Raw genomic sequence first — 11,939 nt, forward strand, 5'->3', positions numbered from 1 at the left:
CGCCGAGGTTTCGACATGAGCAACATCCATTCCCTCGCGCGCAACGCCTTCGGCCGGCTGATGCTGGTCGACGCGCAAGGCCACACCCATGAGAACGTCAGCGCCGTGCGCGCGCATCCGCTGACGGCGCCGGACGAGGGGATCTCCATCATCGGTACCGACGGGCATGAGATCGCCTGGATCGATCGGCTGAGCGATCTGCCTGAGGAGCAGCGCGCGCTTCTGGGCGAGGAGCTCGCCCATCGGGAGATGACGCCGACGGTGCTGAAGCTGCTGTCGGTGTCGACGTTCTCGACGCCCTCGCAGTGGACGGTCGAGACCGATCGAGGTGCGACCAGCTTCATCCTCAAGAGCGAGGAAGATATTCGGCGGATCGGGGAGGGGCGACTGCTGATCGCCAGCAGCCATGGGCTCCACTTCCTGGTGCCGGATCGGTTCGGGTTGGATCGGGGGTCGAAGAAGCTGTTGGAGCGGTTCCTCTGAGCCCGAAGACCCTCTCCCCCGCCCTCTCCCGCAAGCGGGCGAGGGAGTCCGGCCGAGCCCGCCCGCCGGGGCGAGCCCCTTTCTAGGGCATTCATTTCTCAAGGGCGCGCATCCCTGTGGCGCCCTGTCTTTCCCTTAAGCAGTTTTGCGATGGTGGGACCGGAGCGGTTCTGCTCTACACTTGACGTTTACGTAAACGTAAGACGAATCATCCCGACGGCGTGCGCAGACGCGCCGAGGAGGTGGTCGAGGAGACATCCCATGAGCCTGCCCGGTCTGAATTTCCATCTCGGCGAGGACATCGATGCGCTGCGTGACGCGGTGCGCGAGTTCGCCCAAGCCGAGATCGCCCCCCGAGCCGCGGAGATCGACCGCAGCGACCAGTTCCCCATGGACCTGTGGCGCAAGATGGGCGATCTGGGCGTGCTCGGCATCACCGTCCCCGAGGAATTCGGCGGCGCCAACATGGGCTACCTGGCCCACATGGTGGCGATGGAGGAGATCAGCCGCGCGAGCGCCTCGGTGGGCCTGAGCTACGGCGCGCACAGCAACCTGTGCGTCAACCAGATCAAGCGCAACGGCTCCGACGCCCAGCGCAAGAAGTACCTGCCCAAGCTGATCAGCGGCGAGCACGTCGGCGCACTGGCCATGAGCGAGCCGGGCGCCGGCTCCGACGTGGTCTCGATGAAGCTGCGGGCCGAGGACAAGGGCGGCTACTACGTCCTCAACGGCACCAAGATGTGGATCACCAACGGTCCCGACGCGGACACGCTGGTCGTCTACGCCAAGACCGAACCCGAACTCGGCGCCCGCGGCATGACCGCGTTCCTGATCGAGAAGGGCATGAAGGGCTTCTCGATCGCGCAAAAGCTGGACAAGCTGGGCATGCGCGGCAGCCACACCGGCGAGCTGGTGTTCCAGGACGTCGAGGTCCCGGCCGAGAACGTGCTGGGCACGGTCGGCGGCGGGACCAAGGTCCTGATGTCGGGCCTGGACTACGAGCGCGCCGTGCTGGCCGCCGGTCCGATCGGGATCATGCAGGCGGTGATGGACAACGTCGTCCCCTATATCCATGACCGCAAGCAGTTCGGCCAGTCCATCGGCGAATTCCAGCTCATCCAGGGCAAGGTCGCCGACATGTACACGGTGCTGCAGGCCGCCCGCGCGTTCTGCTACACGGTGGGCAAGAACCTGGACGCGATGGACGGCGCGCATGTGCGTCAGGTGCGCAAGGACTGCGCCTCGGTGATCCTGTGGTGCGCCGAGAAGGCCACCTGGATGGCCGGCGAGGGCATCCAGATCTTCGGCGGCAACGGCTACATCAACGAGTACCCGCTGGGGCGCCTGTGGCGTGACGCGAAGCTCTACGAAATCGGCGCGGGCACGTCCGAGATCCGGCGCATGCTGATCGGCCGGGAGCTCTTCGCGGAGACGATGTAATCCTTTCGTCCCTGGGAAAGACCGGCGACATGCACCTGAGACCCGTCAGCCGCGACAATGCCACCCCATGAGCACGAACGAACTGCAAGACCTGCTGGACAACAACAAGCGCTGGGCCGCGGAGACTGAACAGCAGTCCCCCGGCTTCTTCTCGCGCCTGCTGAAGCAGCAGACCCCGCAATACCTGTGGATCGGCTGCGCCGACAGCCGGGTTCCCGCCAACGAGCTGGTGGACCTGCTTCCGGGCGAGCTCTTCGTCCACCGCAACGTCGCCAACGTCGTCGTCCATTCCGACCTGAACTGCCTGTCCGTCATGCAGTTCGCGGTGGACCAGCTGCAAGTGCGCCACATCATCATCGTGGGTCACAGCAACTGCGGCGGCGTGCGCGCCGCGCTGGAGGACTCGCGCGTCGGTCTGGTCGACAACTGGCTGCGCCACGTTCAGGACGTGCGCAACCATCACCACGACTGGCTGGAGACGGTGGCCGCCGACCAGCGCGTCAACGCGCTGTGCGAGCTCAACGTGCTGGAGCAAGCCCGCAACGCCTGCCAGACGACGGTGGTCCAGGACGCCTGGTCGCGCGGCCAGTCGGTTGCCGTGCACGGCTGGGTCTACGGCCTGCACAACGGCCTGCTCAAGGACCTGAGCGTCACCGCGTCGGGCCCCGACGACGTCGGTCCGGCCTATCGCCGCGCGCTGGACGCGCTGCACCGCCGCTACGAGGCGGCCAAGGGCGGCTGAGCCCCCGCACCGGAACGGCGGCCGCGATGTTCCCCCACGAGCTCAACGATCCCCGCGCGTTCGAGATCGCGCAGGCCATGCTCGAGGGCTTCGACAAGCATTACCGCCTGTTCCGCGCCGCCTCGGCCACCGCCAAGCAGCGCTTCGAGCGCGCCGATTGGCACGGCCAGCAGCGCGCCCAGCGCGAGCGCATCGAGTTCTACGACCTGCGCGTGGACGAGGCGGTCGCTCAGCTGGAGCAGCGCTACAAGACCAGCGAGCTGCCGACCGAGGTCTGGCAGCAGGTCAAGCTGCATTACATCGGGCTGCTGACCAGTCATCTGCGGCCGGAGCTCGCCGAGACCTTCTTCAATTCGGTCACGACGCGCATCCTGCATCACAGCTACTTCCACAACGACTTCATCTTCGTGCGGCCGGCCATCTCGACTGAGTTCATCGAGAACGACGAGCCCGCCGCCCAGCCCACCTACCGCTGCTACTACCCCTCGCAAGACACGCTGCGCGACACGCTGATGCGCATCGTCTGGAACTTCCAGCTGTCGCTGGAGTTCGAGGACCTGCAGCGCGACGTGGACAAGGTGTTGGAAGCCATCGGCGCGGAACTGGGCTCTTTCCGCTGGCGGACGAATTTCCAGGTACAGGTGCTGTCCTCGCTGTTCTTCCGGAACAAGGGCGCCTACATCGTCGGCAAGATCATCAACGGCTTCACCGAGACCCCGTTCGCGCTGCCCATCCTCCACAAGGAAGCGCCGGTGATCGACAACAGCGCCCCGCCCGCGAAGCCGCCGGGCCGGCTGTTCATCGACGCCGCGCTGTTCGGCGAGGACGACCTGCTGATGCTGTTCAGCTTCGCCCGGGCCTACTTCCTGGTCGACATGGAGGTGCCCAGCGCCTACGTGCAGTTCCTGCGCTCGCTGATGCCGCGCAAGCCGCGCTCGGAGATCTACTCGGCGCTGGGCCTGCAGAAGCAAGGCAAGAACCTCTTCTATCGGGACTTCCTCAACCACCTGCGCCACAGCAGCGACAAGTTCCGCATCGCGCCCGGCATCAAGGGCATGGTGATGCTGGTCTTCGACCTCCCGTCCTACCCCTTCGTCTTCAAGGTCATCAAGGATTTCTATCCGCCGCAGAAGGACACCTCGCGCGAGCAGATCCAGTCCAAGTACCTGCTGGTGAAGCAGCACGACCGCGTCGGCCGCATGGCCGACACGCTGGAGTACACCCAGGTCGCCTTCCCGCGTCATCGCTTCGAGGAGGAGCTGATCGCCGAGCTGCGCCACTTCTGCCCCTCGCTGCTGGAGGAGAACGGCGACGACCTGATCATCAAGCATCTGTACATCGAGCGCCGCATGGTGCCGCTCAACATCTACCTGCAGGAGGCGTCTCCGGCGCAGGTGGCGCATGCGGTGGTGGAGTACGGGAACGCGATCAAGGACCTGGTGGCGGCCAACATCTTCCCGGGCGACATGCTGTGGAAGAACTTCGGCGTGACGCGCCATGGCAAGGTCGTGTTCTACGACTACGACGAGATCGAGTACCTGACCGACTGCAACTTCCGCGCGGTGCCGGAGCCCCGGAACGAGGAGGACGAGCTCTCCGGCGAGGTCTGGTATCCGGTGGGCAAGCACGACGTCTTCCCGGAGACCTTCGGCCCATTTCTTCTCGGCCATCCCGGCGTGCGGGACGTCTTCATGGCGCACCACGCGGACCTGCTGGATCCGGCCTTCTGGCAAGGCCACAAGCAGCGCATCCAGGCCGGTCACGTGGAGGACGTCTTCCCCTACGACCCGCACAAGCGCTTCCATGTGCGCGACCCGGTGCCCGCGCTGAAACCGCCCGAGCCCCAGGATCGCGAGCTCCCCATCCATTGAGGCCGTCATTCGCCGCGGCGATCACGACCCCGCTTCCGACCTCACACGAGATCCCACGACTTCATTGAAGGAGAACCCCATGTCCGACTCCATCGTCATCGTCTCCGCCGCGCGCACGCCGATCGGCGGCCTGCTGGGCGACTTCGCCGGCCTCGCCGCCTGGGAACTGGGCGCCATCGCGATCAAGGCCGCCGTCGAGCGCGCCGGCATCCCGACCGACTCGATCAACGAAGCTTTCATGGGCAACTGCCTGATGGCGGGCCAGGGTCAGGCCCCCGCGCGTCAGGCTGTGCTCAAGGCCGGCCTGCCGCAATCGGTGGGCGCGGTGACGCTGTCCAAGATGTGCGGCGCCGGCATGCGCGCGACCATGTTCGCGCACGACACGCTGAAGGCCGAGAGCGCCGACATCCTGCTGGCCGGCGGCATGGAGTCCATGACCAACGCCCCCCACCTGATGTTCGCGCGCAAGGGCGTGAAGTACGGCGTCGCGCAGATGTATGACCACATGGCGCTGGACGGCCTGGAAGACGCCTACGAGCGCGGCAAGGCCATGGGCGTCTTCGCCGAGCAGTGCGTCGACAAGTACGCCTTCACGCGCGAGGCGCAGGACCAGTTCGCCATCTCGTCGACCGAGCGCAGCAAGCGCGCCAACGAGGACGGCAGCTTCTCATGGGAAATCGCGCCGGTGACCATCGCCGGCAAGGGCGGCGACACGGTGATCTCGCGCGACGAGCAGCCCTTCAAGGCCAAGCTGGACAAGATCCCGACGCTCAAGCCCGCGTTCAAGAAGGACGGCTCGATCACGGCGGCGACCTCGTCGTCGATCTCCGACGGTGCCGCCGCGATGGTGCTGATGCGCGAGTCCACCGCCAACAAGCTGGGCGTCAAGCCGGTCGCCCGCATCGTCGGCACGGCGGTGCACGCCAATGCGCCCGAGTGGTTCACGACCGCGCCGGTCGGTGCCATCCAGAAGCTGCTGGCCAAGAACAATTGGGACGCGAAGAGCGTCGACCTGTGGGAGGTCAACGAGGCCTTCGCCGCGGTGACCATGGCCGCGATGGCCGAGTTCAAGCTGCCGCACGAGATCGTCAACGTCAACGGCGGCGCCGTGGCGCTGGGCCATCCGATCGGCGCCTCGGGCGCGCGCATCATCGTCACGCTGCTGGGCGCGCTCAAGCATCGCGGCCTGAAGCGCGGCGTCGCGGCGCTGTGCATCGGCGGCGGCGAAGCCACCGCTGTCGGCGTCGAACTGATCTGAGGAACGAGAGCAGATGACGCAAGTCCTCATCATCGGTGCCTCGCGCGGCATCGGCCTGGAGCTGGTCAAGCAGCATCGCGAGCGCGGCGACACGGTGGTCGCCACCGCGCGCGACGAGACCTCGCTGGAGAAGCTGCGCGCGCTGGGTGCGACGGCGATCAAGCTGGACGTGTCCGACATGATCAGCATCGCCGGCCTGGCCTGGCAGCTGGACGGTTTCCAGTTCAACCGCGTCATGTACGTGGCCGGTCTCTACGGTCCCAAGACCATCGGTCTGCAGCCCCCGAGCGCCGCCGACTTCGACGCGGTCATGCACACCAACGTGCTGGGCCCGATGCGGGTTCTGCCGCAGCTGCTGGACGCGCTCGCGCCGGATGCGCGCATCGGCATCCTGTCCTCGCGGATGGGCTCGCTGACGCTGCGGGCCAACTCGGCGGGCTGGGTCTACCGCGCGTCCAAGGCGGCCGTGAACTCGGTCATGAAGGACGTTGCGCTGACGCTGGACGGCCGCGCGATCTGTGTCAGCCTGCACCCGGGCTGGGTCAAGACCGACATGGGCGGCCAGGAAGCCGACATCGACGTCGCGACCAGCGCCTCCAGCCTGCGCGGCGTGCTGGACGGGTTGAAGGCCGGCGACAACGGCGGCTTCTTCAACTACGACGGGCAGCCGCTGCCCTGGTGAGCGATCAGGACCCGCCGCGTCAGACGGCGGGCCGATCGCCCGGTGACGACCGCGGAGGCGGGTGCGCCGCCAGGAGACAAGGCACGAGCTCAAGACGATGAACGAGGCCGCTCAAGCGGTACAGGGAGAGGGAACGATGAATCGATGGGCACGGGTCTCGCTGAAGATCCTGGGCGGATTGGTACTGGGCGGCGGGGCGCTCTGGGCGTCCTGGGCCGCCTTCAACAACCGGTTCGTGGACGATGCGCCGCGGCCGGTGCCCGAGGCGCTGCGCGTGCCGCCGGCCACGCTGTCGGCCGAGCGCAACGCGATGTATGCGCTGTTGGGGATGAGCGCGGGCGGCGTTGATCCGCAGACTGCCGGACTGAGCCGCTGGGCGCTGATCGCGTCCGGTCCGAGCAAGCCGGAGGAACCGGCCTCGACGCTCAGCTGGCCCGGCTCCGGCGCCAATGGTGTCGCCAAAGCCTGGAATTGCGACGCGCAGACGGAAGATTGCATCGCCGTGTGGTCCCGCGAGGCGGAGGGCCTGCGCTCGCTGCTGAAAGCCCATGCCGAGATCGGCCAGCGTTGCGAGGCCATTGCGCAGACCGGCATGGCGATCGAGGAACCTTTGATCGAGCCGGTCGCCGAGCCCAAGACGCGTGGCGACCTGATGGTCGTGCGCGGCTTCAACTTCGCCTGGCGTCCGGCCTTCAACTGCCTGCGCTGGCTGCAGGTGCGATCGGTGCTGGCGTCCCAGGCGGGCGACCGCGCCGCGATGCTGGGCCTGGTCAAGCAGACGGACGCGCTGACGGTGGCGATGCTGGAGGGGACGCGCAGTCTCACCGGCGTGACGGTCGCAGGATCGATGGCGCGACGTCACTGGCATCTGGTGACCGAGCTGGCCGCGCATGACCCGAAGGCCGCGCCTGAACTGCGCGCAATGCTGCGCCCGATGTCGCCGCGTGCGACCGATGTCACCCGCTGGATCCAGACGGAGTCGCGCTTCAACCGCCGGGTGATGAAGGAACTGTCCTGCGAGGACCCGAACGCCGACCTCAAGACGCTCACGCTGGACTCCCCGGTCCGCTGCGAGTCACGCTTCTGGGCCATGCCCAACGCCACGCAACATCTCTTCGACGAGCAATGGCTGCAAGCCAGCGCGTTGGGCGCCGAGGGACCGCTGGGCCTGGTGGACTGGAAGCCGAACTTGGAGTCCAAGATGCCGCTGGGCCTGCCGAGGTGGCGCAACTCCACCGGCTACTTCATCGCCGCCGTCGGCATGCCGGGCTATGTGACCTACGTCCGCAAACAGGCCTCGGTGCTGCTGGTCAACGAAGCGGCCCGCGTCGCGCTGGCCGCCGCCGACATCGCGCCCGCGCAGCGCGCCGACTGGCTCAAGACCCAAGCCATGGACGCCCGCCTGCGCGAGCGCCTGTCCATTGTCGACGGCCAGGTCGTCGCGCGTCCCTGGGACCCGATCGAGGGCCGGACCGAGCTGCGCTATGCCATTCCTTCCGGCGTCACGAGCGCCGGCAACCTCACGGGATCCCGCACGGATTCCTCTCCGCCCCGAAGCTGACCATGCTGCTCTCCGAAGACCACCGCGCCATCCAGGACGCCATCCGCGCTTATGTGCAAGACCGCATCGCGCCCAAGGCGGCCGAGTGGGACAAGTCCCACTGCTTCCCCGCCGAGGAGCTCAAGGGCCTGGCGGCGCTGGGCTGCTACGGGGTGGCCGTGCCCACCGAGTACGACGGCGCGGGCCTGGACTACCTGTCGCTGGCGCTGATCCTGGAGGAGATCGCCGCCGGCGACGGCGCGACCTCCACGGTGGTCAGCGTCAACAACTGCCCGGTGTGCAGCATCCTGATGGCCTTCGCGAACGAGGACCAGAAGCAGCGCTTCCTCAAGCCCCTGGCACGCGGCGACATGCTGGGCGCCTTCTGCCTGACCGAGCCGCATGTGGGCTCCGAGGCCGGCGGCCTGAAGACGACGGCGGTGCGGGACGGCGACGACTACGTGCTCAACGGCGTCAAGCAATTCATCACCAGCGGCAAGAACGGCGACGTCGCCATCGTGATGGCGGTGACCGACAAGGCGGCCGGCAAGAAGGGGATCTCCGCCTTTCTCGTGCCCACGGACACGGCCGGCTACGTGGTGGCGCGGATCGAGGACAAGATGGGTCAGCACGCCAGCGACACGGCGCAGATCCTGTTCGAGAACTGCCGCATCCCGGCCGCGAATCGCCTGGGCGAAGAGGGCCAGGGATTGAAGATCGCTCTCTCGGGCCTGGAGGGCGGCCGCATCGGCATCGCGTCGCAGTCGGTGGGCATGGCGCGCGCGGCTTTCGAGGCGGCGCTGCGTTACAGCAAGGAGCGCGTCGCCTTCGGCGTGCCGATCTTCGAGCACCAGGCGATGCAGCACAAGCTGGCCGACATGGCGACACAGATCGAGGCCGCGCGCCAGCTGATCTGGCATGCCGCGTCGCTGAAGGACGCGGGCCTGCCGTGCCTGAAGGAAGCGGCGATGGCCAAGCTCTTCGCCAGCGAGATCGCGGAGAAGGTCTGCTCCGCCGCGATCCAGATCCACGGTGGCTACGGCTACGTCAGCGACTTCCCGGTCGAGCGCATCTACCGCGACGTGCGCGTCACGCAGATCTACGAGGGCACCTCGGAAGTGCAGAAGATCCTGATCGGCCGCGCGCTGGTGTGATCGGGTCCCGGGGCTGACCGCGTCGAGTGGACGCGGTCGCCTCACCCGCCTGGCTTCACTCGTCGCTGGCCAGCGCGCGGGTCCACAGCGAGGCGGCGGCATCGAACATCGACGGCGTCGCGTTCGCTGCCTTCATCGGGCTCGTCGTACTCGTCGAACTCGTCGAGGCGAACACCCGGGGATCGCGCGCCAGCGCCAGCCACGCCAGCGTGTCGTGATGACTGCCGGGCAGCAGATCCCGCTGACGCTCGACGCTCAGCCACTCGTGCAGCGCGGCATAGCGCTCGGGATGGCGCCGGGCCGTCCAGGCCAGCGCGACCAGGTCGCCATAGCCTTCCTCACGGCGGGTGGATTTCATCGACAGATAGGCGCGCCGCGAGTCCTCGCTGAGGCCCTCCGGCGCGCGCGCCGCGGCGAAGCCCGCCGGCAGCGCGAACCACGCGCCGTCCAGATATCGGCGGCAGTGGCCGAGTTCATGCGCGGCCATCAGTTCGAGCGCCTCGGCTTCCAGACCGACAGGCAGACGGGTCAGCGTGGCCTCGCCCTCGGGATTGCCGCGCAGGCTCAGCACCAGCTTGCAGCGGCCGTCACGAAAGCCCAGCGCCAGTGGCGCCGCGTCGGGCGCGTCCTGCGGCTGCACCACGACATCCAGCGGCACCGCGTCGGCCTTGGCCTGCTGCAGCACCGGTGTCATGCCGGCGATCCAACGCTGCTCGAGCGGCGTCAAGCCGGCGGCCATCGCGGTCGGGATCAGGACGGTGAGGGCGATCAGCACCGCGGCGGCGGCGCTCAGCGTGGCGGACGACTTGTTCATCACGGGGTCTGCGGGAGTGGGAGGAGCGGGGGCTGCTGGAAGGGCAGAGCCCCGATGGTGAGGGGCCTCGCGACGCTTGTGGGCGTCCGCCGTCGCGTCGAGCCGGGGCGAGCGTGACGGGATGCCGAATGTCGCCGGCAGCGTGAACACCGGGCCTGTCGGGCGCTTGTCGGACGCGCGCGGTCGGGGCGTGACTGAGCCGCCTTCCGCTCCTCCACGGTCCCTGCGCATGTCTGCTGCTTCCGCGTCTTCTCCTGCGTCTCTTCCCGCATCGCCTCCCACGCCCGACCCTGCCTCCATCGCCTCCACCTGGGAGTTCCTGAAACCCGGCGACCTCATCGATGTCGTCGCGCCGTCCTCGTCGCCGGACGATCCGTCGGCGACCATCGCGGCGATCCAGGCTTACTTCGCCAGCATCGACCTGCGGGTCCGCATCCCCGACGGCCTCATCGAGCCGACGCAGCCTCTGCAAGCCGCGAACACCGCGCAGAAGCGCGTGGCCTTCATCGAGCAGGCGCTTCACGCCAGCGACTCCAAAGCGGTGTGGGCCATCATCGGCGGCGGCTGGGGCTCGGAGCTGATGCCGCTGCTCCAGGGCATGCGCAAGCCCGCCCGCCCCAAGCCCGTCATCGGCTACAGCGACGTTACCGCGCTGCATGTCTTCTTCAACCACAGCTGGGGATGGCCCAGCCTGCACGGCATCGAGCTGGGCGCCAACGGCGATGTCCGGCCGCACTGGAACCACGATCACATCGCCGACATGCTGGCGGTGCTGCGTGGCGACTCGCCGGTGCTGGACTACCCGCTCACCGCGCTCAACGCCTGCGCCGCACGCCCCGCCGTCCGAGAAGGTCTGCGCGTGGTCGGCGGCAACAGCCTGCTGCTGTCGGCGCTCAAGGGCAGTGTCGATTTCACGCTCGACACCCGCGGTGCCGTCGTGTTCATCGAATCGGTCGCCAACGGTCCGGGCGAGCTGTCCCGGTTGTTGGATGGTTTTCTCTACGCGCCGATGCTCCGGGACGCGAGCGCCGTGATGTTCGGCGACCTCATTCAGACCGGGGGGCAACCCAATCCCCCGCCGGTGCAGCAGCAGTTCGACTTTCTCCAGCGTCGCCTGGGCGAGACGCTCGACGCTCGCGGCGTTCCGGTGCTGCGTGCCGAGAACCTCTTCGGCCATGGATCGGTGAATCGGCCATTGCCGCTGAACACGCCGGCGACCTTGACGCTGGGCGTCTGCCCTTCGCTGTCGCTGCGATCGGGGGGCGCATGAACGGCGCGCTCCGCAGTCCCGACGTGGTGCCCGGGCTCAATGCCTTCGTCGACCTCAGCCATCACAACATTGATGTCGATCTCGCGCAGGCGCGCGACGCCGGTCTGGTCGGCGTGCTGCACAAGGCCACGCAGGGCGACGCCTTCGTCGATCCGACCTATGCGGACCGCGTTCGGCAGGCTCGATCGCTGGGGCTGCTCGTCGGGGCCTATCACTTCTGCACCGACGACGACGTGCCCGCGCAGATCCAGCGCTTCCTGGACACGGTGACGCAGTCCGGCGCCGCGGGCGTGCTGCCCTGCATCGACTGGGAGCCCAATCCGACGCCCGGCCAAGGGACGATGAGCAAGGCGCAGCTGGTGAGCTTCATCGACGCCTTCCACCAGCGCACCGACCGCTTCCCGGTGCTGTACGGCGGCTACTGGATGCTGAGCGCGCTGTCCGACGGCAGCCCGTCGGGGTCCATCGGCCGATGCCCGCTGTGGCAGTCCTTCTACTCGGCGTCCTTCGGCTGGCTGAGCGACCTCTGGGATCGCTGGACGCTGCTGCAGTACACCGACGGGACGCTGGGCCCGGCGCCGCACGGTTTCCCCGGGCTGGGCGTGGTGGATCGCGACACCTTCAACGGCACGCTGGAGGAAGCCCGCGAGTTCTGGCGCACGCACGCGCTGCCGGGCTAGCCGCA

At 67.9% G+C, this 11,939-nt stretch carries 11 protein-coding genes; 10 read left to right on the forward strand and 1 reads right to left on the reverse strand.

The annotated features are described in order from the left end of the window. The first annotated feature begins 15 nt into the window (after window positions 1–15). The 8 genes from ABDW59_RS17035 to ABDW59_RS17070 all read left to right on the forward strand — a co-directional run bounded on the left by ABDW59_RS17035 (window position 16) and on the right by ABDW59_RS17070 (window position 9,170). On the forward strand, window positions 16–483 hold the full coding sequence (locus ABDW59_RS17035) for a DUF1854 domain-containing protein (protein WP_343631205.1): 468 nt from the start codon (window positions 16–18) through the stop codon (window positions 481–483). A gap of 261 nt (window positions 484–744) precedes the next feature. Beyond that, complete coding sequence (locus tag ABDW59_RS17040; RefSeq protein WP_343631207.1) at window positions 745–1,923, forward strand: isovaleryl-CoA dehydrogenase; 1,179 nt, start codon at window positions 745–747, stop codon at window positions 1,921–1,923. A 67-nt stretch (window positions 1,924–1,990) separates the two neighbouring features. Next, entirely contained in the window at window positions 1,991–2,665 is a 675-nt protein-coding gene (can, locus tag ABDW59_RS17045) for a carbonate dehydratase (RefSeq protein WP_343631209.1), read from the forward strand. Window positions 2,666–2,691: 26 nt separating this feature from the next. Continuing rightward, window positions 2,692–4,536, forward strand: a complete 1,845-nt coding sequence (gene aceK / locus ABDW59_RS17050; protein ID WP_343631211.1) for a bifunctional isocitrate dehydrogenase kinase/phosphatase — start codon at window positions 2,692–2,694, stop codon at window positions 4,534–4,536. A 79-nt stretch (window positions 4,537–4,615) separates the two neighbouring features. Continuing rightward, window positions 4,616–5,794 (forward strand): acetyl-CoA C-acyltransferase, encoded by a 1,179-nt coding sequence (locus ABDW59_RS17055; protein WP_343631212.1) that lies wholly within the window; start codon window positions 4,616–4,618, stop codon window positions 5,792–5,794. A 13-nt stretch (window positions 5,795–5,807) separates the two neighbouring features. After that, window positions 5,808–6,476: an SDR family oxidoreductase gene (locus ABDW59_RS17060; protein WP_343631213.1), complete on the forward strand. Its 669-nt coding sequence runs from the start codon at window positions 5,808–5,810 to the stop codon at window positions 6,474–6,476. Between the two features lie 136 nt (window positions 6,477–6,612). Then, window positions 6,613–8,037, forward strand: a complete 1,425-nt coding sequence (locus tag ABDW59_RS17065) for a hypothetical protein (protein ID WP_343631214.1) — start codon at window positions 6,613–6,615, stop codon at window positions 8,035–8,037. A 2-nt stretch (window positions 8,038–8,039) separates the two neighbouring features. After that, window positions 8,040–9,170 (forward strand): acyl-CoA dehydrogenase family protein, encoded by a 1,131-nt coding sequence (locus ABDW59_RS17070; protein ID WP_343631216.1) that lies wholly within the window; start codon window positions 8,040–8,042, stop codon window positions 9,168–9,170. A gap of 55 nt (window positions 9,171–9,225) precedes the next feature. On the opposite strand, the gene ABDW59_RS17075 is transcribed toward ABDW59_RS17070, so the two are convergent. Beyond that, window positions 9,226–9,984, reverse strand: coding sequence for a hypothetical protein (locus tag ABDW59_RS17075; protein ID WP_343631218.1), 759 nt, complete (start codon window positions 9,982–9,984; stop codon window positions 9,226–9,228). Window positions 9,985–10,213: 229 nt separating this feature from the next. Between ABDW59_RS17075 and ABDW59_RS17080 the strand changes: the two genes are divergently transcribed. Both ABDW59_RS17080 and ABDW59_RS17085 read left to right on the forward strand, forming a co-directional pair. Continuing rightward, window positions 10,214–11,254 (forward strand): LD-carboxypeptidase, encoded by a 1,041-nt coding sequence (locus ABDW59_RS17080; protein ID WP_343631219.1) that lies wholly within the window; start codon window positions 10,214–10,216, stop codon window positions 11,252–11,254. Next, window positions 11,251–11,934 carry a glycoside hydrolase family 25 protein gene (locus ABDW59_RS17085; RefSeq protein ID WP_343631220.1) on the forward strand — a complete coding sequence of 228 codons (684 nt, stop codon included), beginning with the start codon at window positions 11,251–11,253 and terminating at the stop codon, window positions 11,932–11,934. Before ABDW59_RS17080 ends, ABDW59_RS17085 begins: the two co-directional genes overlap by 4 nt. The last annotated feature ends 5 nt before the right edge of the window (window positions 11,935–11,939 follow it).

This window comes from Roseateles sp. (assembly GCF_039595295.1).
Classification (GTDB): domain Bacteria; phylum Pseudomonadota; class Gammaproteobacteria; order Burkholderiales; family Burkholderiaceae_C; genus Roseateles.

Excerpts from the sequence above, each read along its gene's own strand:
- ABDW59_RS17035 (WP_343631205.1), top strand. The coding sequence starts at position 16 with ATGAGCAACATCCATTCCCTCGCGCGCAACGCCTTCGGCCGGCTGATG.
- ABDW59_RS17040 (WP_343631207.1), top strand. The coding sequence starts at position 745 with ATGAGCCTGCCCGGTCTGAATTTCCATCTCGGCGAGGACATCGATGCG.
- can (WP_343631209.1), top strand. The coding sequence starts at position 1,991 with ATGAGCACGAACGAACTGCAAGACCTGCTGGACAACAACAAGCGCTGG.
- aceK (WP_343631211.1), top strand. The coding sequence starts at position 2,692 with ATGTTCCCCCACGAGCTCAACGATCCCCGCGCGTTCGAGATCGCGCAG.
- ABDW59_RS17055 (WP_343631212.1), top strand. The coding sequence starts at position 4,616 with ATGTCCGACTCCATCGTCATCGTCTCCGCCGCGCGCACGCCGATCGGC.
- ABDW59_RS17060 (WP_343631213.1), top strand. The coding sequence starts at position 5,808 with ATGACGCAAGTCCTCATCATCGGTGCCTCGCGCGGCATCGGCCTGGAG.
- ABDW59_RS17065 (WP_343631214.1), top strand. The coding sequence starts at position 6,613 with ATGAATCGATGGGCACGGGTCTCGCTGAAGATCCTGGGCGGATTGGTA.
- ABDW59_RS17070 (WP_343631216.1), top strand. The coding sequence starts at position 8,040 with ATGCTGCTCTCCGAAGACCACCGCGCCATCCAGGACGCCATCCGCGCT.
- ABDW59_RS17075 (WP_343631218.1), bottom strand. The coding sequence starts at position 9,984 with ATGAACAAGTCGTCCGCCACGCTGAGCGCCGCCGCCGCGGTGCTGATC.
- ABDW59_RS17080 (WP_343631219.1), top strand. The coding sequence starts at position 10,214 with ATGTCTGCTGCTTCCGCGTCTTCTCCTGCGTCTCTTCCCGCATCGCCT.
- ABDW59_RS17085 (WP_343631220.1), top strand. The coding sequence starts at position 11,251 with ATGAACGGCGCGCTCCGCAGTCCCGACGTGGTGCCCGGGCTCAATGCC.